23 protein-coding genes are annotated in these 25,074 nt (G+C 48.5%); 5 read left to right on the top strand and 18 right to left on the bottom strand.

Translation table 11 applies throughout. The annotated features are described in order from the left end of the window. Window positions 1–245 precede the first annotated feature (245 nt). Window positions 246–1,661, bottom strand: coding sequence for an alkaline phosphatase (locus tag QM717_RS05935; RefSeq protein ID WP_415035791.1), 1,416 nt, complete (start codon window positions 1,659–1,661; stop codon window positions 246–248). A gap of 144 nt (window positions 1,662–1,805) precedes the next feature. On the opposite strand from QM717_RS05935, the gene QM717_RS05940 reads away from it, so the two are divergent. Continuing rightward, entirely contained in the window at window positions 1,806–3,041 is a 1,236-nt protein-coding gene (locus tag QM717_RS05940) for a T9SS type A sorting domain-containing protein (RefSeq protein ID WP_415035793.1), read from the top strand. Window positions 3,042–3,057: 16 nt separating this feature from the next. Here QM717_RS05940 and lysA read toward each other — a convergent pair whose 3' ends face one another. Continuing rightward, on the bottom strand, window positions 3,058–4,263 hold the full coding sequence (gene lysA, locus QM717_RS05945; RefSeq protein ID WP_415035795.1) for a diaminopimelate decarboxylase: 1,206 nt from the start codon (window positions 4,261–4,263) through the stop codon (window positions 3,058–3,060). 171 nt (window positions 4,264–4,434) lie between these two features. Between lysA and QM717_RS05950 the strand changes: the two genes are divergently transcribed. After that, entirely contained in the window at window positions 4,435–4,812 is a 378-nt protein-coding gene (locus tag QM717_RS05950; protein ID WP_415035797.1) for a T9SS type A sorting domain-containing protein, read from the top strand. Between the two features lie 46 nt (window positions 4,813–4,858). Here QM717_RS05950 and QM717_RS05955 read toward each other — a convergent pair whose 3' ends face one another. Continuing rightward, on the bottom strand, window positions 4,859–5,311 hold the full coding sequence (locus tag QM717_RS05955) for a hypothetical protein (protein WP_415035799.1): 453 nt from the start codon (window positions 5,309–5,311) through the stop codon (window positions 4,859–4,861). A 24-nt stretch (window positions 5,312–5,335) separates the two neighbouring features. Next, the gene (locus QM717_RS05960) at window positions 5,336–5,776 is read right to left on the bottom strand and encodes a hypothetical protein (RefSeq protein WP_415035801.1); all 441 of its coding nucleotides are present in this window, start codon (window positions 5,774–5,776) and stop codon (window positions 5,336–5,338) included. A gap of 523 nt (window positions 5,777–6,299) precedes the next feature. Here QM717_RS05960 and sucC point away from each other — a divergent pair. After that, window positions 6,300–7,493 (top strand): ADP-forming succinate--CoA ligase subunit beta, encoded by a 1,194-nt coding sequence (gene sucC / locus QM717_RS05965; RefSeq protein WP_415035803.1) that lies wholly within the window; start codon window positions 6,300–6,302, stop codon window positions 7,491–7,493. Between the two features lie 140 nt (window positions 7,494–7,633). Here the strand turns inward: sucC and QM717_RS05970 are convergent, their stop codons facing one another. The 7 genes from QM717_RS05970 to QM717_RS06000 form a co-directional block, all read right to left on the bottom strand. Further along, complete coding sequence (locus QM717_RS05970) at window positions 7,634–8,104, bottom strand: OsmC family protein (RefSeq protein ID WP_415035805.1); 471 nt, start codon at window positions 8,102–8,104, stop codon at window positions 7,634–7,636. Between the two features lie 6 nt (window positions 8,105–8,110). Next, window positions 8,111–8,740 (bottom strand): SGNH/GDSL hydrolase family protein, encoded by a 630-nt coding sequence (locus QM717_RS05975; protein ID WP_415035807.1) that lies wholly within the window; start codon window positions 8,738–8,740, stop codon window positions 8,111–8,113. 35 nt (window positions 8,741–8,775) lie between these two features. Beyond that, window positions 8,776–10,326, bottom strand: a complete 1,551-nt coding sequence (locus QM717_RS05980; protein ID WP_415035809.1) for a hypothetical protein — start codon at window positions 10,324–10,326, stop codon at window positions 8,776–8,778. Between the two features lie 63 nt (window positions 10,327–10,389). Further along, on the bottom strand, window positions 10,390–10,761 hold the full coding sequence (locus QM717_RS05985) for a nuclear transport factor 2 family protein (protein ID WP_415035811.1): 372 nt from the start codon (window positions 10,759–10,761) through the stop codon (window positions 10,390–10,392). A 122-nt stretch (window positions 10,762–10,883) separates the two neighbouring features. Beyond that, the gene (locus tag QM717_RS05990) at window positions 10,884–11,339 is read right to left on the bottom strand and encodes a YciI family protein (protein ID WP_415035813.1); all 456 of its coding nucleotides are present in this window, start codon (window positions 11,337–11,339) and stop codon (window positions 10,884–10,886) included. Between the two features lies 1 nt (window position 11,340). Beyond that, window positions 11,341–11,784 carry a DUF1456 family protein gene (locus QM717_RS05995; RefSeq protein ID WP_415035815.1) on the bottom strand — a complete coding sequence of 148 codons (444 nt, stop codon included), beginning with the start codon at window positions 11,782–11,784 and terminating at the stop codon, window positions 11,341–11,343. A gap of 105 nt (window positions 11,785–11,889) precedes the next feature. Next, the gene (locus tag QM717_RS06000) at window positions 11,890–12,693 is read right to left on the bottom strand and encodes an alpha/beta hydrolase (RefSeq protein ID WP_415035817.1); all 804 of its coding nucleotides are present in this window, start codon (window positions 12,691–12,693) and stop codon (window positions 11,890–11,892) included. Between the two features lie 48 nt (window positions 12,694–12,741). Between QM717_RS06000 and QM717_RS06005 the strand changes: the two genes are divergently transcribed. After that, window positions 12,742–13,143 carry an excinuclease ABC subunit B gene (locus tag QM717_RS06005; RefSeq protein ID WP_415035819.1) on the top strand — a complete coding sequence of 134 codons (402 nt, stop codon included), beginning with the start codon at window positions 12,742–12,744 and terminating at the stop codon, window positions 13,141–13,143. Here QM717_RS06005 and QM717_RS06010 read toward each other — a convergent pair. From QM717_RS06010 to nudK, 5 genes are all read right to left on the bottom strand, one after another. Further along, the gene (locus tag QM717_RS06010; protein WP_415035821.1) at window positions 13,140–14,873 is read right to left on the bottom strand and encodes a hypothetical protein; all 1,734 of its coding nucleotides are present in this window, start codon (window positions 14,871–14,873) and stop codon (window positions 13,140–13,142) included. The two genes, QM717_RS06005 and QM717_RS06010, sit on opposite strands and share 4 nt — an antisense overlap. A gap of 2 nt (window positions 14,874–14,875) precedes the next feature. Further along, window positions 14,876–15,037 carry a hypothetical protein gene (locus QM717_RS06015; protein ID WP_415035823.1) on the bottom strand — a complete coding sequence of 54 codons (162 nt, stop codon included), beginning with the start codon at window positions 15,035–15,037 and terminating at the stop codon, window positions 14,876–14,878. A 127-nt stretch (window positions 15,038–15,164) separates the two neighbouring features. Further along, complete coding sequence (locus QM717_RS06020) at window positions 15,165–17,936, bottom strand: response regulator (protein WP_415035825.1); 2,772 nt, start codon at window positions 17,934–17,936, stop codon at window positions 15,165–15,167. Window positions 17,937–18,025: 89 nt separating this feature from the next. Continuing rightward, complete coding sequence (uvrB, locus tag QM717_RS06025; protein WP_415035827.1) at window positions 18,026–20,014, bottom strand: excinuclease ABC subunit UvrB; 1,989 nt, start codon at window positions 20,012–20,014, stop codon at window positions 18,026–18,028. 335 nt (window positions 20,015–20,349) lie between these two features. After that, window positions 20,350–20,934 (bottom strand): GDP-mannose pyrophosphatase NudK, encoded by a 585-nt coding sequence (gene nudK, locus QM717_RS06030; RefSeq protein WP_415035829.1) that lies wholly within the window; start codon window positions 20,932–20,934, stop codon window positions 20,350–20,352. A 98-nt stretch (window positions 20,935–21,032) separates the two neighbouring features. Between nudK and QM717_RS06035 the strand changes: the two genes are divergently transcribed. Continuing rightward, window positions 21,033–21,698: a hypothetical protein gene (locus QM717_RS06035; RefSeq protein WP_415035831.1), complete on the top strand. Its 666-nt coding sequence runs from the start codon at window positions 21,033–21,035 to the stop codon at window positions 21,696–21,698. A gap of 94 nt (window positions 21,699–21,792) precedes the next feature. On the opposite strand, the gene QM717_RS06040 is transcribed toward QM717_RS06035, so the two are convergent. Both QM717_RS06040 and QM717_RS06045 read right to left on the bottom strand, forming a co-directional pair. Then, window positions 21,793–22,617 (bottom strand): DUF4249 domain-containing protein, encoded by an 825-nt coding sequence (locus tag QM717_RS06040; RefSeq protein WP_415035833.1) that lies wholly within the window; start codon window positions 22,615–22,617, stop codon window positions 21,793–21,795. A 3-nt stretch (window positions 22,618–22,620) separates the two neighbouring features. Then, window positions 22,621–24,993, bottom strand: a complete 2,373-nt coding sequence (locus QM717_RS06045; protein ID WP_415035835.1) for a TonB-dependent receptor — start codon at window positions 24,991–24,993, stop codon at window positions 22,621–22,623. Between the last annotated feature and the right edge of the window lie 81 nt (window positions 24,994–25,074).

Raw genomic sequence — 25,074 nt, forward strand, 5'->3', positions numbered from 1 at the left:
TAAAAATCGAAAACTTGTTTGAGCGAAGCGAGTTTTTTCGATTTAGCCATCAAGAACTAGCAGGTCGCCGAACAATCGCGCGCCGGGCATTTTTGCTACTTTTGTTGCCAGACAAAAGTAGGCCCTCGCGGCAGCGATAGCCCCGATTCCTTCGGCAGTCGCTTCGCTCGTGTGCAACGGAAAATCCGTTTTAAATATTTGTCAAAATATTTAAAAAGATTGCAGTGTAAAGCGGGAAAAAACTCCTAAAACTTATTTTCTACTTCCGCAGCCTGCAGCATCAAATAATGCAAATCCGTATTCTTGACAAACGGCTTGAGCAACTCACTGCCCGGCCCGAACATCGCGAGTTCGACGTAGTCGGCTGAGTGGTCCATCGAAATCCAACCCACCGAATTGGTCTTTTTCTGCATTTCGGCGAATGCCTTGAACGGGACTTTTTTGTAGTTGTAGAGACCGCCTTCCTCGCGTTGCAGCCCGTCGTAATAGGACAGGATGGTTTTGGCATCTTCCTCCGAAACCGTCGTGCCGTTCCCGGCATCGATGATCTCGCGTACTTTGGCCACTGAGTCGCCCGCGTGGATTTCGTTCAACAGCGCTTCGTTGGTTTTGGTGTATTTCTGGATCGAGTCGAAATTGGTATTGGCATTTTTTCCATAGATGACCCCTGGGTTGGCATTGCCGTGGTCGGTGGTGATGATTACTAAGGTATTGCCGTCTTTCTGGGCAAAATCGATGGCGACTTTGATTGCTTCGTCGAATTCGATCTGGTCGTGGATGAGCCCCGCGATGTCGTTGGCGTGTGCGGCCCAGTCGACCTTGCCGCTCTCGATCTGCATCACGAAACCTTTGGGATGGTTTTTCATGCGCTCGATGGCTTTCTGCGCCATTTCGGCCAAGGACGGAACGGTATTTTTTAAATCGGTGTTGTTGCGGTCGATGTAATACGGCACTGCATCTTCGCCAAAAACACCCAAAACGGGTTTGTCGTTCGAAGCCGAAAGCATTTCATTGCGCGTCTTGGCCACTTGATAGCCTTTGGCGGCAAAAGCGGCATACATATCCTTTTTGTCCTTGCGTTTGTCGGCGGCGAAATATTGGTTGCCACCGCCCATCATCACATCGAATTGCAGATCGAGGTATTGGCCCGCGATGTCTTCCTGGCTGTTGCGGCTCGCGCTGTTGACGCAGAATCCGGCCGGCGTGGCATGCGTAATCGGAACAGTCGTTACACAACCGACCATTTTTCCGGCTTTCTTGAATTTTTGCAGGATCGGTAAATACTGTTCACCATTGGCGCCAACATTCAACGCACCGTTCGGAACGCGTACACCGCCGCCCCAGGACGAACTGCCCGCAGACGAATCGGTAACGATCGAACTCGCTGAGGCCGTATCCATGAGCGCGCGCGAGACGCGGTTGTCCTTGTACAATTGCATCCAATTGGAGCCTTTGCCCAATTGGCGGTTCAGGTACAAATCGGCCATGTTCAACGTGCCCGTACTCATGCCGTCACTGACCAGGAAAATGATGTTCTTGGCTTTTTTGCCTTTGCCTGAAAAATCGGTTTCGGTGGTTTTTCCAAAGGATTCAAACGGGCTCAAAACCGCAGTTCCGATGGCCGCGAGCGAACCATTCCTGAAAAATTTTCTTCTGTTCATTTTGTGTAAAAGTTTCGTTCCAAAGATAAAGAACTTCCACGCGCAGGAATGTTAACGGACTATTATTTTACTTTATCGATTAAATGCACCGCCGTATGATAAATGTTCTATATTTGGCGCGTCAAATCCTTAACAATCATTGTGATGATGAAGCGAATCGGTTTCCTGTTTTTTTTAATGGCAAATGGATTGGTCCAGGCGCAATCGCCTTGGCCATCGGAAAGTTGGAACAATGCGGCGGCGTTGACTTCGGTCATGAATGCGGGCGGATTGCTCGAACTCAGTGGTTTGCACTGGAATTCGGAAACCAATCGATTGTATGTCGTGCACGGCGATGGACGTTTGCGCGTGTTGCAATACAACCCCGGGTCGGATAGTTTTTCGCAAATCGGGAACAAAACCATTTCGGGCGGGCCGGAAGGCATCACGCAAGGCGCCAATCTCGGTGCGAACGAATTTTATACCATCGATGAAAACAATTACGAAATCCGCAAATACACGCACAATACCACTTTTTCTACGGTCACCGAATCGAAACACTGGGATTTGCTGCAATCGCCCTCACCGATGGAAGATACCGGAAATACCGGCCCAGAAGGCATCGCATTCGTACCCGATGCCAATCTTTCGGCCATCGGTTTTGTAAGTCCGGTGACGGGTTTGCCTTATACTTCGGTCAAAGGCGCGGGCGGTTTGTTTTTTATTGCGCACCAGGACGAAGGCTACATCTGGGTGTTCGACCTCAATCCGAATGTCAACAACGATTTCGCTTTTGTGGGCAAGATCAAGAGCAACCGTTCGGAAAGTTGCGATCTGGCTTTTGACCGTTCGACGGGTTTGCTGTACATCCTGCACAATGTAGGCGCCAATTACCTCGAGGTAACCGATTTGAGTCTTGCGCCGGTTTCAGAGACGAAATTCACGACGGTCAACGAATATTTCATGGCCAATCCAGGTGACGGCAATGTCAATATCGAAGGTTTTGCGGTCATGCCCAAATGCAATACTGCTGTTTCGGGAAGTGCCTTCCTGTGCCGCGATGTAGAAAGCAATGAAAGTACTTCGATCGCGCAGGATGCCATCCGTTGGTTCAATCCTTTTGCCGCCGATGGGACTTGTGTTCCTTTGTCAAACGAGCAGTTTGATGCCGATTCACTCCTTTTGGTTTCCCCAAATCCGGGCAACGGCAATTTCGAATTGTCGGGAAATTTACCCGCGACGTTCAGCATCCGCTTGACGGATACGGCGGGAAAAATCATCTGGGACAAACCGAACAATTCCCAAAGGATTTTCGAAACGGCTGCTTTGCAAAACGGCGTGTATTTCATTTCGATTATTGCCGATGGAAAAACGACTACAACCCGATGGGTCAAAAAATAAGCGAATAAATCGACGCTTACAAATCCAACATCACTTGGTTCCTGAGTAAATCCCCAAAATTTTCGCGTTCGCGGATCAGCACCGCTTTGCCATCGAGCCATAAGACCTCGGCCGGTTTGTAGCGCGAATTGTAGTTGGACGCCATCGAAAAGCAATAGGCGCCTGCGTTGCGGAAACACAGAATATCCCCTTCCTTGATTTCGGCAATGCGCCGGTTGTTGGCAAAGGTATCGGTTTCGCAGATGTAGCCCACCACGGTATAGAAGCGTTCCTTGCCTTTTGGGTTCGAAATGTTTTCGATGTGGTGCTGCGAACCGTAGAACATCGGGCGGATCAAGTGGTTAAATCCGCTGTCGATTCCGGCGAAAACGGTCGAGGTGGTTTGCTTGACGACATTGACCTTGGCCAGGAAATAGCCCGCCTCGCTAACCAGGAACTTGCCCGGTTCGAAGGCCAACGTGAGTTCGCGCCCGTATTCTTTTTCGAAAGCGTTGAATCTTTTGGAGAGTTTTTTGCCGAATTCTTCTACATCGGTCTCAATATCGTCTTTTTTGTAAGGCACCTTGAATCCACTGCCGAAATCCAGAAAATCCAATTCCTTGAAATGTTTGGCCGTGTCGAACAGGATTTCCGCGGCATACAGGAATACCTCAATGTCCAAAATATCCGAGCCCGTGTGCATGTGGATGCCGTTGATGTGCATGCCAGTGTTCTCGACGATGCGCAGGATGTGCGGCAACTGGTGGATCGAAATCCCGAACTTGCTGTCGATGTGGCCCACCGAAATATTGGTGTTGCCGCCCGCCATCACATGCGGGTTGATGCGGATGCAAACGGGAATCGTCGGGTGTACCTGCCCGAAATGTTCGAGTACGGAAAGATTGTCGATGTTGATTTGTACGCCCAAACGCGCGGCTTCCTCGAGTTCTTCGAATGAAACGCCGTTCGGGGTATAAATGATGCGGTCGGGGGAAAAACCCGCATGCAATCCGAGTTGGACTTCCTGGATCGAAACCGTATCCAGACAGGATCCCATCTTTCGCAGCAATTGCAGTACGGCAATATTCGACAAAGCCTTGACCGCATAATTGATGCGCAGCTTGTTGACTTTGGAGAAAGCGTTGCGCAAACGGTTGTACTGGAATTCGATTTTTTCGGCGTCGTACACATAAAGCGGACTCCCGAATTGTTCTGCCAAATGGGCGAGTGGTGTTGGTTGCATGGGTAGTTGTGTAAAATTTTCGCAAAGCTATTATACGTTGCGGCCACTTCCAAATGAAAGGACACCGTAAAGATACGAAATGGAAATTTTGTAACCCGAAAATGTTAAAATGTAAATTTTATCGACGAAATGCAAAAAAAGTCGTTTATTTGCATCAGTCAAGTCAAACGTATGAGAAAAATTGCCCTTCTTCTTGTCCTGCTTTCTACGGCAACCTATGCGCAAAAAAACAAGCGTTTCAATACGCGCAACATCGCGTCGGTGGATACAGAGGCGCCGATTGGTTTGGACCTGATGGGTGGTGATAAAGAAGGGGTGACCGTATTTCCCAACGAAACCAACGACCACATCCTCATTTCGGTGGCGGGAAAAGCTTCTGAGAAAAAATCAATCGTGATTTACAACCAGTCGGGGCAGCGCGTGTTTACGACCGGAAACTGCCGCGAAAACACCTATATGGTCGATGTCTCGGGACTGCGAAAGGATTTGTATTTTATCGAAATCATGTCGGGTTCGAATGTATACCGAAAGAAATGGATGAGGAGCTAGGCTCCTTTTTTTATTAGTGCCTGTCCCCAATCCATTTCCTGGTGCTTTAGAAAATGATGACCTGCGGACGTCTCAAGGTCAATGCGAGCCCATCGACTTCAATGCGGCTCATCGTCATTTGTGTCTGCCCGATGTTGTAGCAGCCCATGTCCAGTCCATCGACCTTAATGATTTCGCCGCACAGTTCGGGTGTTGACGGATTCGCCTCGAACGAATAATCATAAGTGCCGCTTTCAAAAACATCCACTTTGTTCGGATCGGTGTTCAGGTTGACCACTTCGACCGTTTGTGTTTCGGGGTCAAATGTCCAACTGATTTCGCCTTCGGCATACGTATAACTGCCTCCGGTAAATTCGCCCATGACTTGGATAAGATTCCACTGGCCATCCACTTCAGGTACGGCAGGGGCGGGCACAAGCACCGGATCGCGCCGGTCGTCGTCGTTGCAGCCGGTGAACGAAAACAAGCCCAGCAGTGCGAGTAGTTTTAATGTTTTCATAGAATTTATGTTTAGGTTAGTGAATTAGCGGTGCAGCCGGATCTCGAAACCATCGGCCTCGATCTGGCTCATCACGAAAGTCTGCGACCCGATACTGTAGCAACCCAGGTTGGTATTGCCAATCTTGATGTTGGTGTTGCAAATCTCTGGCGTCGCCTCATTGGCCACAAAATCATAATCGTAAGTCCCCGAAGGCAGGATGTCCTGAGCCTGCGGGTCGGTATTGTTGTTGACCACGGTGACGGTTTGCTGGGCTTGGTTGAATTCCCAGGTGATCATGCCTACCGGGAAGTCGTCACTGGTTCCGCCAAAACCGCCGTTGACATTGACCAGGTGCCAAGTGCCATTGATCGAGGCGGTCGGTTGCGGGGTAACGATTTGTTGGGTCGGTTCCTTGTCGTCGTTGTCGCTGCACGAAAGCAAAACCAGCGACAGCGCGAGGGTAAGTAATTTTACAGTTTTCATAGCTTGATGTTTTTTGTTGATAATTATTTGATGCGTTGTTTTTGGAAAGGTTGCTTTCAGAAATGCAAGTTGTCCTAATCGGTCTGTTATTTTTCCTTTTTTTTTGCTGCGCTTCAACAGTTCGGCTACGCCTCGGGCGGGCGTTGCCTGCGGCCCGGGCTGTCCGCGGTGCACGGCACCTTGCTTCCATCCCTAACGCGAACGTGCATCGCCTGCGTTTCCTTTGGCAGCCGCTTCGCTCGTGTGGGATGGAAGCAAAAGATTGCAGCATTTGAAATTAAAAGGAGGAAGCCAGTGGACTTCAGGTATAAAGACGTTGAACAAGACACAAATCTTGTAGCTTTTGACTTGCCGCGTTAGGGATAGAGGCATGCACCGCGTGCAGCCGATAGCCCGGCCGGCACGGCAACGCCCCAATAAATTTTGCCCATAAAATTCCCCGAACAAAATCTCCAAAATCCTTTTCCCGATTGAACCGAAATTGTTACTTTTGTGACACTTTTTAAAGTCAAACACACTAACAATGGATATACACGAATACCAAGGAAAAGAAATTCTGGCCAGCTATGGCGTGAAAGTACAACGCGGTCACGTGGCCAACAATGCGCAGGAAGCCGTGGCGATGGCCAAGCAGCTCACTGCCGAAACCGGAACCGGATGGCATGTGATCAAAGCCCAGGTGCACGCTGGAGGCCGCGGAAAAGGCGGTGGTGTGAAACTCGCCAAGAACCTGCAACAGGTAGAGGAATTGGCTGAGCAGATCATCGGGATGCAATTGATTACGCCGCAAACCCCGCCAGAAGGCAAGAAAGTACACAAAGTGCTCATCGCCGAAGACGTGTATTATCCAGGCGAAAGCGAAACTTCCGAATTTTACATGTCGGTTTTGCTCAACCGTGGCAAAGGCCGCAACATGATCATGTATTCTACCGAAGGCGGTATGGATATCGAGGAAGTGGCCGAAAAAACGCCTCACTTGATCTTCACCGAAGAAATCGATCCGGCTGTTGGATTGCAGGCGTTCCAGGTCAGAAGAATCGCTTTCAACCTCGGATTGTCGGGTGCGGCATTCAAGGAAATGACACAGTTCGTTCCGGCTTTGTACAACGCTTATGTGGGTTGCGATGCGACGATGTTCGAAATCAACCCCGTTTTGAAAACTTCAGACAACAAAATCATTGCAGTCGATGCGAAAGTGAACTTGGATGACAACGCTTTGTACCGTCATCCGAAATATGCCGAAATGCGTGACATCCGTGAGGAAAACCCAATCGAGGTGGAAGCGAAGGCGGCAGGTTTGAATTATGTTGACCTCGACGGAACCGTAGGCTGTATGGTCAACGGCGCCGGACTCGCGATGGCGACGATGGACTTGATCAAATACGCAGGCTACGAGCCGGCCAACTTCCTCGACGTAGGCGGAACCGCCGATGCCAAGCGTGTGGAAACCGCGTTCCGCATCATCTTGAAAGACCCGAACGTAAGAGCAATCTTGATCAACATTTTCGGTGGAATCGTTCGTTGCGACCGTGTGGCGCAAGGTGTTATCGATGCCTACAAGAACATGGGCGATTCGATCAAAGTGCCGATCATCGTTCGTTTGCAGGGAACCAATGCCGAGCTCGCCAAGGAAATGATCGACAACTCAGGCATGCCGATTTTGTCGGCGGTACAATTCCAGGAAGCAGCCGACCAAGTCAAAGCAGCCTTGAGTTAATCAATTGGAAAATGAGGGAATTAGATAATTAGATAATTTCCAACCTATAAGATGTATTAGTTATAGTGTTCAAAATTATTACTGATACTGGATGATGATACTTGAAATGAAAATCCCGACTTTTGGTCGGGATTTTTTATTTATGCGGTTTGGGCTTTGGCGTTGTGCCGCACCGGAAAATTAACCGAATTCGCAATAAAACACAATTGGTTGGATTTGTGGTGCAGCGCATCGAGGTTTTCGAGCATCGATGTCTCTGCCACGGTGACGATCGGGTTGAGTATGACTTCGGTGAAATGGCCGCTGCCATCCGGATTGAGCACCATCGTTCCGGTGGCATGGTCTTCATAGGCGGTCACAACCACACCCGCATTGACGCAAACGTGCAAAAAGCTCATCATGTGGCAGCCCGAGAGCGCCGCGAGCAATAATTCTTCGGGGTTGTATTTGGTCGGGTCGCCGCGAAAGGTCGGGTCGGCCGAGCACAGCAATTCGGGCTTGTTTTCAAAATTGATGGTGTGGTTGCGGTCGTAGTCACGGTAATGTGAGGTTCCGGTACCGCGGTTTCCGGTCCATTGCATGTGGAGTTGGTAGTGGTGTTCGTTGTTCATATCGGATTATTTTTTGGATACCGCAGCGATCGCCCGTTCCAAAACGGGTTCCATCGCCTGATAGCCTTTCTTGTTCGGATGTACGCCGTCGCCCGAGAATTCCTTTTTGAGTCCTTTGTTTTGATCGACCGTCACACGGTAATAATCGGCATAAACGATTTTGTTCTTGTCGGCGTAAGCCTTGATCATCTGGTTGAGCGCGATGATCTTGTCGGCCGGTTGGATGCTGCGGTTCCATGGGAAGCCATTAGCCGGAAGCACCGAGCACAGTACGACTTTAATTTTATTGGCTTTGGCCATTTCTGTCATCTTCACGATGTTGTCCAAAGTCATCTGCAAAGTCATTGGCCCGGTATTTCCCGCAATGTCGTTGGTTCCGGCCATGATGACCACGATTTTGGGCCGGAGTGCAAGGACGTCTTTTTCGAAACGGGCCAGCATTTGCGGCGTGGTCTGTCCGCCGATGCCTTTGTTGGTTATATTCTTGCCCTCAAAAAAGGCCGGGTCGGTCAGCGGCCAGCCTTGCGTGATGGAATCGCCCATCATGACAATGCGGCTAGCGGACGATTCGGGTGTGTCGTGTTCAGACATGGCGGTGAAAAGCAAAAGGATAAGCAGCAATTGGATTTTCTTCATCGGTAAACGATTGGGATACCACCAAAAATACGAATTTACTTTTGAATTTTTTGGATGTAGGTGTCGGTCAATTTTTTACAGATTTCACAATCTTCGAACCCAGGTACTTTAACCGCTTGGTCAAACATCGCCATCGCCTGGTCGGCTTGGTTGATGGCAATTAAGTAAATCGCAAATTGGATGACCAGTTTGTAAGATTCGTTATCGGTGGTCAGGTTTTTTTGGGCTTCCTCCACATAGCGTTGCGCGAGTGAACCCATGTCCTGAACGAAATACACATACGACAGCACTCGGAACGATTCGCTTTGCGGCTGCAATTCGCGTGCTTTTTTGGCATTGGTTTCGGCGGCGTCAAGGTCATTGTTGCGCAAGGCACATTTGGCCAAACTTACATAATCAATGGCGGCAGGTTTTCCAAGCGGCATCGCTTTGATTTTGTCGGCGGTAATTTTTTGGTAATTCACAAAATCTTTCTTGAGGTAATAAACCGTCTGGAGCAACTCATAACTTTCATTCGAATTGAAATCGGCTGTGCGCTTGGAAGCCGGGAAGACTGCAATCGACTTGTTACCAAATTCAATTGCCTTGCTGTGGTTTTGCGTAAAGAAGGCCAACACCGCCAAACTCTTGTATGCGGTGTAAGGGTTGAGCGTTTTCTTCGATAAGGATTCTTGGATCCAGAGCTCCATTTCCTTCATTTTTTGCTTTTCCCTTGCAGAAAATTCAAAAATCGGCAAACCGTCATCATCCATTTCGAAAGCGATCATTTTGAACATTAAGTGGGTAAATTCCAGCAGTTTCAGGTTGCGTATTTCGACATCCTTGGGATAGAGCGCAGTATATTTCGCAATGTTTTGATAATCAAAAGTGCTGTCATAATCCGTTTGGCGTATTTTTTTCTTTAGTGCTTCATCGGCATTGCCGCTTAAAAGGATTTTGTTTTTCTCACACATTTCGGCCATAGTCACAAAAAACAGGGTAAAACCTACATGCTTGGCCTTTTTGGAATCGAGTGAGCGATAGCCAATTTCCTTCATTTTCTCGAATTTGCCTTCGCCGATCAAGAATAGCGGATAAATCAGCGTGCCGATTGAATCATTCGGGTTGATGCGCAGCGAATGATCCATATCGTCAAAAGAACCTTCGAGCTTGAGGTTGTTCTTTAAAATGGCCCGGAACGAATAGTAAAAAGCACTGTCTTTGCCGAAATAACGAAAATCGATGTGGGCGTATGATTTTTTCCTGAATTTGGCCTCTAGCGCCAAGTCGCCATTGTTGCGGTAATATTCGGCCATATTGTTCAGCAATATGGGATTAAGTGAATCTTTGGCGAGTTTTTCCTGTTGTGTTTTGAGGAAAGTTTCAGTAAAATTCGACTCCGACATCTTTTCGAAAGTTGGCTCCAAGTCGGTGGTACTGATGTTGAACGCTATATTGGGCGTCAGATTGAATGTTTCTTCTCGCAGCGTCGCCATCAATTGCTTTTTGTCATCGGCAGTGAGTGTCTTTTTTAATTCATAGGTTTGCGCAACAGCAAGTTGGAAACCCATAAAAGCCATGGCCAAAGAAAATACGGTTCGGGTCATCGGGAATGTTTGTTTTTCCCAAATATAGCTAAAAAAGCAAATGCTGCCCCGATTTCAATCGGTTTAAGAATGGGCTCGGCTCGCGCCGATGATGCACCAACCGCGGCCGTTGAATTTCCAGATGCGTGTGATGCGGTACTGGCGTTCAAACGATTTGCCCTTGACATCGCCGGTGCGTTTTTCGAACGAATTGACGATGGCGACGTTGTTGAAGAAAGTAATGTTGCGCTGCTGGATTTCGGTGGTTTTGATGCGTTGCGTTTTGGGTTCGCTGATCTGGAGTCTCTCGATTCCTGAAAAAATGGCCCCGTTTTCGTCGGTAAATACAAAATCGGGGTGGATCAGTTTGTACAGTTCGCCTTTGTCGCAGTTTGTCATGGCTTTCAGCAAGCGCGATTCGACGGTTTCGATGACCTGTTGGTGTGATTTGCTCATGTGATTCGGGATTGGGAAAGTAAATATAAGTATAATCCTTCAAAAGGGATTTCTACTTTAACATTTCCAAAAAAAATCCCGGCCAAAAGGGCCGGGAAAATATTGTTGCAAACCGCAAACCATCAATGGGTTTTGAGTTCTATTTTCTTATGGGTTTCGAGGTATTCGGGCAATGCTGCCGATCCGTACCAACCATATAATTCGGCCTCGAGTAATTTTTCAGCCACGGCTGGATCGGTCTGGAGCAATTGCTGCGCCTCATCGATCGTTTTGACATTGAGGATAAAAATTCCGCGGTAATTCTTGTCGTTTTTCTGCAATGGCCCGGCCACGATCAGTTTGCCATCCTTGACGAGCCTTCCGATGTTTTCCATGTGTCCTTGGAACATTTTGTTGACCAGTTCCTTGTCGTTGGTTTTGTTGCTGCCCGTTTTGAGGATGACCAGTACATACGATTTCATGCCGTAATCGTCGGCCCCGAGTTTGGCGGCCAATTCCCTGTCGTAATTCGGGTTATCTGTTTGCGCCGAAACTTGCAATGCAAATAACAGCAGAAGGAATGATGCGATTTTCTTCATCTTATTTTTTCTTTTTTCCGTTGTTGAATTTTACTTTCTCTACGATTTCGGGCTTTTTCGGGGCAGGTTTTTTGAAAGGTTTCTGCGTGGTTTTCGTTTTGGGTTCCGGTTGGTTTTTCGAAACCGGCCCATTCTTGGTATTGAGGTCCTTCGGAAAACGGTTCTTTTCGGAAGCCTGAATGGCCTCGCGGTTCTGGTTGATCACATCCATCGCATTCTTCGGATTTTCTTTGGTACCGCGCAAATGGATCACCAATCCGTTCAGGAAATTGCGCAACACCTGGTCGCCGCATTCCATGTAATTGGGGTGGTCCACATTGCGGAAAAGGGCACCCAGTTCGGCTTTGGACATTCTGAAATCGACCAGTTGCAGGATTTCGATGATTTGTTCGTCGCGCAATTGCAGCGCCACACGTAGTTTTTTGAAAATATCGTTGTTGTTCATGTTTTTGTTTTGAGTTCCTGAGTTCCTGAGTTCCTGAGTTCCTGAGTTCCTGAGTTCCTGAGTTCCTGAGTTCCTGAGTTCCTGAGTTCCTGAGTTCCTGAGAAATTAATTCATCAACCAAAGGTACGCTTTTGCAAAATGTTCCCGCCATAATTTTTCATTATGTTTGCCGCCTTTGATCACCTCGCTTCGGAATAGTTTTTTGGAGTGTCTTTGGTTTTCGGAAACGATTAGTTCCATGCGTTGCATATCGGACACCATTTCAGCATCTTCGTCATCGCCGCACAGGAAGTACAGTTTGGCTTTTATCATCGGGGCTTGCTGCGCCAACTGATAGATGTCTTTGGAATACCAAAATGAAGGCGAGAAAATACCGGCCTTTCCAAAGACTTTCGGGTATTTCAAAACGGCATAAAATGAGACCAATCCGCCCAAAGAACTGCCCATGATGGCGGTGTTTTGGGTATCGGTTTTCGTTCGGTATCTCTTGTCGATTTCGGGCTTTAAGGTGTTGACGATGAAATCGAGATAAGCATCGGCCTTGCCACCGCCATATTTTTCATTTTTATAAGGCGTGAGCTCATCGATGCGTTTGTCGTTGCCGTGCTCGATTCCTACGACAATGACTTTGGCATTCAGGCTGTCGAGGGTTTCATCGACGTTCCATTCGCCGACAAACGAGGTCCTGGCATCGAATAAATTCTGTGCGTCGTGCATGTACAACACCGGGTATTTTTGGGAAGAAGTTGCATAACCTTTGGGAAGATACATCCATATTTTTTTAGGGGCGTTCAGTTGCGGTGCCTCGATGGTAAAAATGGAAACCTGCGCCGAAGCGGTACTTTGCGCCTGCATGACCAAAGAAAACGACAAAAAGACCAAGAGCAACCCGTTCAAAAGTTTCCTCATTTTGCTGTTTTGATTAAAAATAATATTTTAGCTAAAAATAGCGATTTGATGAATACCCATGAAGAAAAAATAAGCCTTTTGTCCGAAATGATTGCCTTTTCGATTGTTGACGGACGGCTGCACGAAAGGGAGTATGAATTTTTGGCTTTGGTAGCCGAAGAACTCGGTATCGCAAAAGAAACGTTCGACGAGTTGTTCCATACCGAATTGCCCACACAAGTCATCAAATCAGAACCGCGCCGTATCCAGCAATTCTATCGTTTGGCGCTGCTGATGCACATCGACGGCGTTTTGCACGACCGCGAGCAGGCCGCCATCCGCCAGATCGGGATCAACATGGGACTCAATCCGGCGGCGACCAAAAAAATCCTGCAGGCGATGGAAGAAGCGCCCAATGCCATCATCGATCCCGATTTACTTTACAACGCTTTCCGCGAACAATACAATTAATTGCTGAGCCGGTAGGCGATGATATTGTTTTCGGCCCAAACCGATCCGCCAAAACCAGACAATGTCTCGGTAGTGTTGGTCGAAACGACGCTGCCCGCCACATAAAAATAAGTACGGTTTGTCCCCGAAGTATTGTTGATGATGATCGTACCGGTCAGCAAAGCATACACACTGGTTCCCGGAAAATTCCCGCTCGCCAAATTCGACCCGACAATGTCCGGCGAAGGCGTTGGATTGAGCCCACCTGAATTCGAAAACGTGCTGCGTACCCAAAAGAAGGAATTGTTGGGCGAATAGGTCAAAACGGCTTTAGACAACAGCATCGTCACATTGACGGCGAACTTGCCCGGTGGCAATATGATGTAAGCCCCAGTTTGCAGATACGGGCCTTGATTGTAAGGGATGGTTGCGCCTGCACCTCCCAAAACACCTACCACATTATCGATGGCCGGACTTTGCCAACTCGCCACACCGGTGGCCGAAGAAGTAAGTACTTTATTCAAGCCCTGTGTCCCGTCTACGAGGCGGAAACTGCCATTGACATGCAAGGTGTTGGTGGGAGCGGTAGTGCCGATGCCTACATTTCCGGCACCGGTGATGCGCATGCGCTCGGGTACGGTGACGGCATTTCCCGCCGTCGTATTGGCGACGTTGGTGGTTTGGAACATTATACCGCCGCTGGCTTGGTCGGTGTTGATGATCGAGGCATAACCGCCGTTGGACATGCTGCGGATGCTGCCGTTGAAATAGGAATTGAAGTGGATGGCTGGCCAATCGGCAATCATCGCGATGCCCTGACTGTTGGCTGCTCCTTTGAAAATGGCGCTGGTGTTGCCGATCATTCCTTCGACTTGAAGTTTGGCCAAATCGGGAGCATTGGTGCCAAAACCTACATTGCCGCCGGCCGGTGGTACAATCAAACCATAATTGTTTGCCGCGCCCGAGGCCGAAAAATAACCCGCAATCCGAGAACCTACGCCGGTTGTACCCGTCGAATAGGACTGGAGCCCGTAAGTGGTGCTGTTATAGTTGGTGGCTGGATTGCTTACCACGATACCGCGATAACCACCCGTGAATTGTCCGCCGTAACCATAGCCAGGGGCATTGACCGATGTTCCCACCACGCCGATTCCGTCGGCGTTTCCCGCAAAAGTACTTTCGCTATAGTTGGATATGCCACCGGCGGCCGGGTTGTTGACATGCAGTTTGCCGCCGGTTGGGGCAGCCGTCCCAATCCCGATATTCCCCGTGGTGTTGGATACGCGCATCCGCTCGATATTGGCCGAACCCAGTACGACATCGCGTGCGTCGGTGGTCCCGATGAAATTTTCGGTCGCGGCGATCGCAGAAGTGCCATAGGTGGCAGGAGTGGCCGGTTGTACGGTGCCGCTGTTGCCATTGAGCGTCCAGTCTTTGGTGCCGCTGATGGCGACCCATCTGCTGCCATCCCAATAGTAAAAGCCCGGCGTCACATTATTGGGCGAAACACCGGCGGTAGCCGAATTGTAAACCAAGGTAGAAATGGCCAGTGCACCGCCTTGCGGATTGATAACCGTTGCCACATCGGTTGCCGAGCCCAGCGAAACCCTTGGAATCAGCATCCCGTTGTTGGAAGAAGAAACATCGAGCATGGCATTGGGGGTGGTCGTATTGAGGCCCACCTGTGCCCATGCCAATAGCGGAAATAAAAAAATAATCACACAGTTGGTTAGCGTAGTTCGTTTTCTCATGATCATGATTTTTTAAAAGTGGTTTTCGAAATCAATTTGTTCTTGTGGACAATGTTGAGTTCGTAGTCGCCTTTTTCCAGATGGGTCACATTGATGTAAATTTTCTTCTGCGGAAAATGATCCAGCCGGGCTTCATGATGGGAAGGTTTCTTCTTGGGCGTCACGGTTTCAACATGGTTTGAAGTAAAATTAACGCATGGGAAACCGCTGGCCTGTGACTATTGTAACAGACCTTATGAGATATGTAACATGATGTTACAAGCCAGAAAAATAAAGGGATTCCGTTTGGAATCAGCTTTTCTCCATGTATTCGGTCGGGGTCATCTGGTAGCGTTCCCTGAAACATTTGGAGAAATAGGAGAGGTCGTTAAAACCAACCGTATAGGCAATCTCTGATATATTGGCATTGCCTTTCTGGAGTAATTCGGCTGCGGCCTTGAGCCGTTCGTTGCGCAAAAATTCGGTAGCCGAAACCCCGATCAGTGTTTTGAGTTTGCGGTGCAATTGCATGCGGCTCATCCCGAGTTCCTTGGCAAAATCATCGGTGGAGAAATTACTGTTCGGCAATTCTATTTCAAGCACTTTCTGCAATTTGTCGAGGAATTTCTCGTCGACCGAATTGATGACGATATCCACCGGCTTCAACACCAATTCCTGGCTGTAGCGTTCCTGCAGTTTGCGTCGTTCGGCAATCAGTTGGGCCACGGTCGCTTTGAGGATTTCATGGTTGAACGGTTTGGTCAGAAAGGCATCGGCGGTACTTTTGAGTGCCTCGAGATGGGTTTCCTGCGACGTCTTGGCCGTCAATAAAACCAAAGGAATGAATGAAGTGAGTTCATTGTTTTTGAGCGCATGCGTAAAGGCGAGTCCATCCATCTTGGGCATCATGATGTCCGAAATGATGCAATCCGGGATTTCCTTTTGCGCCATTTTGAGCGCTTTTTCCCCGTTCGGTGCTTCGAGGATTTTGTATTCCGAAGCAAAAATTCCGGCGATGACCTGGCGGATTTCGACATTGTCGTCCACAACCAGCAAGATCGGCAATTCCTTGTTTTCGGGCTTTTGGGGCTCTGGGGCAAGCACCGCCTCTTGCGTTTCGGTCTTGAGCGCGTTGGGATTATTCTGGTCTAACGGCAGGCGGATCAAAAAACGCAACGTTTGTCCGTCGAGCGCGGTTTCAATCGAGCCGTTGTACAATTCAACCAATTCCTTGACCAGGGCCAATCCGATCCCCGAACTGTTCTGGGTTTCATTTTTCTGGTAAAAACGTTCGAACAATTTCGGCAAATCTTCTTTTTTGAGGTCCGTGCCCGAATTCGAAATGCGCAGGTGCAATTCCTTTTTCTCAATCGTGCCCGAAAAATACACGGGTTGTTTTTGCGCCGTATACTTGAACGCATTCGACAGCAGGTTGGTCGCGATTTTCTCGATCACATCCTTGTCGAAATGATGCATTGCTGTGGTTTTCTCGATGTTGGCAATCAACTGGATGTCATTTTCCTTGGCCTGGAATGCAAAAGGTTCGATGATCGAATGCAGGAAATCGTCGAGCTTGCCTTCCTTGAGGATGAGCTTGAAATGGCCGCTGTCGATTTTGGAAAGTTCCAGCAATTGGTTCACGAGTTCGAGCATGCGATCGGAATGTTTGTCGATGAGCGCAAGCTGCTTTCTTTGGTCCTCGTCAATTTTGGACGCCTCTAGGGTTTGCAGCGGGCTTTTGATGAGCGTAAGTGGTGTACGGAATTCGTGCGAGATGTTGGCAAAGAATTTCGATTTCATGTCGTTGATTTCGCGTAATTTTTCAGCGGTGCGGATGCGGTTCTTGTACGCCGAATACATCACGTAAGCCGCCACAATCATCAGCAACAGTATGGCCCCGAAAACAATCATCTGGGTGTTTTTCTGTTTTTCTGCGAGTTGTTTTTCCACCGAAAGCAATTTGATCTGCTGTGCTTTTTTCTCCGATTGGTATTTGCTTTCGATGTCGGCGAACTCGGTCTTGTTCTGGCGAACGGCGAGCGAATCGTCAATCGATTTGTATTGGCTCAAATAAAGATACGCGCCTTTCATATTGCCCGTTTTGGCGTAACTGTCCGAAAGCTCGAACAGGCAAGCGCTCAAAGGTCCCAATTCGGGGTCTTGCTGCATCTTGAACAAACGGATGGCTGTCTCATAGACCGGAATGGCTTTTTTGAATTGTCCCGTCGTGTAGAAATAAGCCGCGAATTGCCAATGGGCACGTGCCGAACCGGTCAAATTTCCGGGAATGTTGTTGATCTTGATGTTTTCGAGGTAGTATTTTTCGGCGACCTTGTACAGTTTCATGTTGCGGTACAACGTCGCATAGGCCCACAGGATCGAACTCAGTTGCGGAATGTTTCCCGTCTGCTTGAAATACTCATAACCGCCCTTGTAAAGCGCCACGGCCTTGTCATAATCGGGATGATCGCCGCTGATGAGCACAGCGCCCAGGTAGCTGTCGGCGATAAAACCTTCGGTTTTCAGGTTGATTCTTTTGGCGATTTCGGAAGCGCGGGTAAAGTATTCGGCGGCACGTTCCATCGGTGGTTTGCTGCCGTCTTCATAGCCCCTGAGGAACATCAGTCCGGTAGCCATGATCGACTTGACCAAAGCCGCATTTTCGAATTTATTTTTGGTGCAAAACGCATCGATTTTTTGGTAGTACGCAATCGATTGGTCGTCCTCATATTGGGAGTGGTGGATGTTGCCGAGCATCAGCCAGGCTTCGGTGATTCCTTCCTTGTCTGCGGTCTGTTGCGCGAATTGGAGTGCCTTTTGGGCAAACGGAATCCCGTTCACTTTTTTGCCTTGCTTGTACAGGGCTTCGGCCACGCTCAAATTGGCGCGGGTTTGCATTTTCTTGTCCTTCGATTGGTTGGCGAGCCAAAGCGCCTTGTCGGCATAGACATAAGCACTGTCGTACTGCAGTTTTTCGAGCAGGACTTTTGAAGTTTCGAGCGCTTTTTCGGTGGCGCCTTTTTGGGTTGGCTGTGCAATACAGAATAAGGTTCCGAGTAAAAAGAGGAGTATTGCGTTTTTCATGCGTAAGCTTTTGCTAAAAGTAAAGCAATTTTTACAAATCCGGAAAAACTTTCGTTATAAGGATTGTAACATCGATGTGTTACATCTTTTTAGATTTTTTCCTGTAAAACCTTGATTTCGTCACGCAATTTGGCCGCCTGCATGAAGTCGAGATCCTTGGCCGCTTTCTCCATCGCCTTGCGTTTGTCTCGGATGATTTTCTCGATGTCTACCTTGGCCATGTAAGTCGTATCGGGTTCTGCGGTTTTTTTCTCGATCAGGCTCAGTTCCTCGTCCACCAGTTTGTAGCGCGTGAACACATTGTCGATTTTTTTGTTGAGTGCCTGCGGAATTACATTGTGGTCGGCGTTGTATTTGAGTTGTTTCTCGCGGCGGTAATTCGTTTCGTCGATGGTCTTCTGCATGCTCGCCGTAATCTTGTCGGCATACATGATTGCCTTTCCATTGAGGTTACGAGCGGCACGACCGATGGTTTGCGTGAGCGAACGGTTGCTTCGCAGGAAACCTTCCTTGTCGGCATCGAGGATGGCAACGAGTGAGACTTCGGGCAAATCCAATCCTTCGCGCAAAAGGTTCACACCAATCAACACGTCAAAAATGCCCTTGCGCAAATCCTGCATGATCTCGATGCGTTCGAGCGTGTCGACTTCCGAATGGATGTAGCGGCAGCGGATCGCGACTTTGGTCAAATACTTGGCAAGTTCCTCGGCCATACGCTTGGTCAGTGTCGTCACCAAGACGCGTTCGTCGATTTCGGCGCGTTGCTGGATTTCATCGATGAGGTCGTCGATCTGGTTCAGGCTCGGACGGATTTCGATGACCGGGTCGATGAGTCCCGTCGGGCGGATGATCTGCTCGACATAAATACCGTCCGATTTTTCGAGTTCATAATCGGCCGGGGTCGCCGAAACATAGATGACCTGGTTCTGCATCGACTCGAATTCCTCGAACTTGAGCGGACGGTTGTCCATCGCCGCTGGCAATCTGAAACCATATTCGACGAGGTTTTCCTTTCGGCTTCTGTCGCCGCCGTACATGGCCGAAACCTGGGAAACGGTCACATGGCTTTCGTCGACAATCATCAGGTAATCTTTCGGAAAATAATCGAGCAGGCAGAACGGGCGCGTACCGGGCAATCTTCGGTCGAGGTAACGCGAATAATTTTCAATCCCGGAGCAATAACCCAGTTCGCGGATCATCTCGAGATCGAAATTGGTGCGTTCCTCCAAGCGTTTGGCTTCTAAATGTTTGCCGATCGACTTGAAATAATCGACCTGCTTGACCAGGTCCTGCTGGATTTCCCAAATGGCATTCTGCAAGACTTCGGGCGAAGTCACAAACATATTGGCCGGATAGATGTTGAGCAAATTGTATTTTTCGATCACACGTGCCGTCGTCGCATCGAACGCCTCGATTTCCTCGATTTCGTCCCCGAAGAAATGAATGCGGAACGGCTCATCGCCATAGCTCGGGAATACTTCGACGGTGTCGCCCTTGATGCGGAAGGTTCCGGCCGTAAATTCGGCTTCGGTACGCGCATACAAACTCTGCACGAGCTGGTGCAGCAATTTGGTGCGTGAAATGACCTGGCCCTTTTTGAGCGAAATCACATTTTTCTGGAATTCGACCGGGTTCCCGATACCGTACAGACACGACACCGAAGCCACGACCAACACATCGCGACGTCCAGAAAGCAGGGCAGAGGTGGTGCTGAGTCGCATTTTTTCGAGCTCGTCGTTGATTGCCAAATCCTTTTCGATGTAGACGCCGGTCACGGGCATGAACGCCTCGGGCTGGTAGTAGTCGTAGTAGGACACGAAATATTCGACGGCATTGTTCGGGAAAAATTCCTTGAACTCGGCATACAATTGCGCGGCCAACGTTTTGTTGTGCGCCAGAACGAGGGTCGGGCGCTGCACTTCCTGGATCACATTGGCGGCGGTAAACGTTTTTCCCGAACCGGTCACACCGAGCAAGGTCTGGAATCTTTCGCCGTCTTTCACGCCCTGGGCGAGTTTTTCGATGGCTTGTGGCTGGTCGCCTTTGGGCAGGTATTCGGAAATGACTTGGAATTTCATAGTGCGGATTTGCTACACAAATATACGCGATAATGGGTTGATGCCCATGCCTGAAATTGTAAAAATGTCTTAAGATTTGGTCGTAGGCAATGCCGTTTCAAGTTTGTACTTTATACAAAATTGGATTCGTTGCGCGATTGATCTCTACTGAAAACTTTAACAAAATCTACAGATTTTCTGTATTGAAGTGTCACTGGGAATCCGTTGGGATATAACTTCATTGCCCCCTTCCCTAAAGCGAAGCTACATTTTTTTATCCCATAGGCTTTACAGAAAAACTATAAATCTACTCGAAGACTGCAAAATTACAAGCCTGATTTCAGGATGTGACAGGCTTAGCCCAGCAGCCCATGGATTTTGGCATATTGCAACAACATGATCGTTTTCGCATCACGGATTTCGCCCGTCTCAATCATCTGCATTGCCTGGTCAAAACCCAGTTCGAGCACTTCAATATTTTCCTGTTCGTGGTCGAGCCCGCCGCCTTCGTTGACTTTCATGTCTTTGGAATATTCGGCGACGAAAAAGTCAATCGTTTCCGTCACAGAACCCGGAGACATATAAACCTTGAAAATTTTCTTGACCTCGGAAATCTGGTAGCCGGTTTCTTCCTCGGTTTCGCGGCGGATGCATTCCTCGGCGTTTTCGGCATCGAGCAGCCCCGCACAGGCTTCTATCATCATGCCGGTTTCGTTGCCATTGAGGTAAGTCGGGATGCGCAATTGGCGTGTCAGGATAACGGTTTGGCCGGTTTTGTTGTACAGCAAAATCGTCGCCCCGTTGCCACGGTCGTAGACTTCGCGCACCTGCGATTCGACGCTGCCATCTTTTTTGGTGTAGTCGTAGGTGATTTTTTTGAGGATGTACCAGTTGTCGGATAAAAGTTCAGATTGGGTGATCTTGATTCGGCTGTCGTTCATGTGGATGATTGGAATTTCAGAATTGATAAAAAAATAATAAAATGGGTCGGTGTCTCGTTAAATGCCTTAAATTTATCGCATCAATCGAATACTTCCGCATGAAGAACGCTTTTTATTTGCTTTTGTTGTTGTTGGTTTCTGTGAAAATATCGGCACAGAACGAATTCCTCAATAAGAACAATTCGATCAAGCCTTTGAACTCAGCAGGCAGCATGAATCCGAGTTCGGGCAGCAGTTCTCCGTCTGTTTATACACCGAATGTCTTCAATACGCCCAAAACCGAGACGTCAAAAAGCAGTGTAATTCCAGAAAAGAAGGTCGATATGACTGCCCATAATCAATTCGAGAGCCCGGGCAATGATATCTACAAGGACAAGCTCAATGACAAAATCAAAGCAGATTTAAAGGATCTTTTGGTGCAATACCAGCGCAATATGGATTTGGGTACATTTGAAACCACCTCTGAATATGTTACTGTGTATTCAAGAGATTACGAAGCTGTTGATGGTGATTATGTCAGGGCCTGGCATGATGAGTTTGTGATCGACGATGCCATACTTTTGGGTGATGTATACGGCAAAGGGTTGCGGATTTATCTGCACAAAGGCAGGAATGTTATCGCAATGGAAGCAATGAATATCGGAACTAGCGCACCCAACACGGCAGCATTTTATGTCAAAGACGAGTTTGGAAATGTACTCACTGAAAGCATGTGGGCTTTGGATGTAGGCTATAAAGCGGTCATCAATATTGACAAAAAATAACCTTTTCGAAAGGGACTTGATAAAAATAGAATGATTGGCATTTTCACATGAACATGCCAATCATTTTTATTTTACGGTTAGCGACAGACTATTTTTAAGGTGTAATCGTATACACCTGTGTATCGATTTCCGACACATTGAAATACCCCAACGGATAATCGGCCGGATTGGTCGTATTGACCACATTGCCGCGCAAAACACCTGCTGGCACACCAAACGGACCGTTGCCGCCCACGATGTTCATGAGTTTTTCCATGTAATAATAGTAGCGTTCAGAAATGCCATAAAGCTTGATTTCAACCAAATCGCCCGGTTTCTGGTCTTCATTGAAGTACAAACCAAACACCTGGTTGCCATTGAAGAATTCGTCATCGGTTACGCCATATTCAGGTACGGCCCTGGTGGTCGACTGGAAACGGAACAGGTAATAATCGCGCGTATTCCCGGGATCGGTAAAATAAGCCTTGACGTCAATCCGGTCTTCTTCCTCGCCGACACCGGCTGCCAATTCTTGTGTCACATAATCGATCGGTGGCGTCATTTTGAGCGATTCGGTGGCGGTGTAGGTCTGGCCGTTGTAAACGATCGTGAGCGTGTACGTTTCATTGGCCTCGGGGACAAATGTCGTACAGATGTATTCGCCCGTGCCCGGTGTTTCGGTAAAATCAAAAACCGTATTCGCGCTGTTCTTGATGGAAACCGTCGCACCTGAAACATGCGGCGGATTCGTGTTCTGGTAACTGGTCGTCGTGGTCAGCTTGATTTTCTGTTCGTTGCCGGTGGTTCCTTTTTGCCAGACGATCGAAGCGTCCACGACCAATTTTGGCGGTGCCGTATCGGTATCGATATCGACCGCTTCCTCGCATCCGGTAAAGATTACCGAAAGCAAAATCATGAGGTATAGAGGTAATTTTTTCATGTCTTAAAATTTGAAATTATAACTTACGCCCGGGACAATCCCGAAAATCGACAAGCGGATCGCTTCGTTCGAACCGTTGTCCACATTCTGGCGGAAACTGATCGAGGCCGCGTTCTGGCGGTTGTACAGGTTGTAGATGCTGAACACCCATTCGCTTTGCCAACGTCTTTTGGATTTCGGTTTTGGGGTAAAAGTGGCCGAGACATCCAAGTGGTGGTAGAGCGGCAATCGGTCTTGGTTGCGCAATCCGTAATTGACGATTGTCAGTCCTTGGTATTGGTACGATCCGTTCGGATAGGTCACCGGTTGGCCGGTCTGCAAGGCAAAGTTGGCGCCGAAAGTCCATTTGTCGGTATATTTGTACGAACCGGTTACCGCTACGTTGTGCGTCTTGTCGTAACCTGAATTGTACCATTGGCCATCGTTGATTCCTGTCTCAAACTCGTTGCGGCCTTTGGTGCGTTGCTGTGATTTCGACAACGTATACGATACCCAACCGTTGAGTCGGCCTTCGTTTTTGCGGAACAAAATCTCGAGTCCGTAGGCGCGCATTTCGCCGTTGAGCACCACTTGCTCGATGGCGTCGTTGGCAATCAAATCGGCGCCGTCGATGTAATCGAGACGGTTCTTGACTTTCTTGTAGAACGTTTCGGCCTCGAGCGAATATTCGTTGTCCTTGAAATTGCGGAAATACCCCAAGGCGACCTGGTCCATTTTCTGCGGCTTGATGAAATTGTCGCTCGGCGTCCAGATGTCGAGCGGCGTTGGCGAGGCCGTGTTCGAAATCAACTGCAAATACTGCACGAGTCGGTTGTAGCTTGCCTTGATCGATTGGTTTTCATTCAATTGGAACGAAATCGCCGCACGCGGTTCGAGGTTGCTGAAATCGGCCACCGTTTCATTTTTGTCGTAAGTAACGGTTCCGGTCGGCTTGGCCTTTTCGTAAATCTGCAATTCGGGGTTGAACACCACGGCCTGGTCGTTCGCATAGGTGTTTACGGTCGAACGCCCGAGTCGGTAGAACAGGCTGTAACGCATGCCGTAGGAAATCGAGATGCGCTTGCCCAAATCGTGTTCGGCGTCGAGATAGAGCGCCGGTTCGAAAGCCTTTTTCTTTTCGAGCTGGTCGTAATTGATGCCCGAATTGGCGTCCGAAGGTTTGATCGTTCCGGGATTGAAATCGTAGTAAATCCCATTGACGCCATAATTGAGCTTGAAATCGTCGGTCGCGTAGTATTTGAAATCGTATTTGATGTTGTAATTCTTGATCCCCGAATCCCAGGTGAATCCGATGAAATCCAAATCCAAACCATAATAATAATCGCTGTAAATCAACGAAAGGTTCGAGAACAAACGGTCCGAGAACAAATGGTTCCAACGCAAATTGAGCGTTGAATTGCCATAGATGTTTTCAAAACTGCCATCGATGCTGAACACGTCGCGCCCAAAATAACCGCTCAGATACAAACTGTTATTTTCATTGAGTTTGTAGCTCGCCTTGGCATTGAGGTCATAGAAATACGCGCTGTTCTTGTTGTCGGACAGTTTCATGAACAGATGCATGTAGGACGCGCGTCCGCCAATCAGGAACGAACCGCGGTCCTTGACGATCGGGCCTTCGGCGAGCAAGCGGCTCGAGATCAATCCGATTCCGCCATTCATGTGGAATTCCTTGCTGTTGCCGTCTTTCTGGTAGATGTCGAGTACCGAGGAAGCACGACCGCCGTAACGCGCCGGGATGCCGCCCTTGTACAGTTTCATGTCCTTGATCGCATCCGAATTGAACACCGAAAAGAACCCAAATACGTGAGAAGAATTGAAGATCGAAGCCTCATCGAGCAAGATCAAATTCTGGTCGGCCGCCCCGCCGCGTACGTTGAACCCCGAAGAACCTTCGCCCGCATTGGTCACGCCGGGCAACAACAGGATCGATTTGAGCACGTCGGTTTCGCCCAATACGACCGGCATTTTCTTGATCGTGGCCATCGAGAGTTTGTTGACGCTCATTTCGGCCTTGCGGATGTTGGTCGCCTTGCGGTCGTCGTTGATGGTCACTTCTTCGATTTTTTCTTCTTCCGAAGACAGGCTGAAGTTGTTCTTGATGTTTTTGTCGAGCGTGATTTCCTGTTCCGAAGTGAGGTAGCCGAGGTAGCTGATTTGGACTTTGTACGTCCCTTTCGGAATGGTGATGGAGTAGAAGCCGTACTCGTTGGTGGTGGTTCCGGCGTTGATTTCCGGGATAAAGACATTGACGCCGATTAGGGTTTCATTGCTTTTTAGGTCGGTGATGGTACCACTTAAGGTAAACCGTTCCTGCGAGAATCCTGACGATATGACAATCAGGAACATCAGCAGGGTAAGCTGCAATTTGTTCATTGATAATTGATTGATGATTAGTAAAAAAATACCGTTAACGAAAAAGTTAACGGTGCAAAGTAAGTTTTATTTTACGAATAA

Origin of the sequence: Flavobacterium sp. (assembly GCF_047602195.1) — a bacterium.
Taxonomy (GTDB): domain Bacteria; phylum Bacteroidota; class Bacteroidia; order Flavobacteriales; family Flavobacteriaceae; genus Flavobacterium.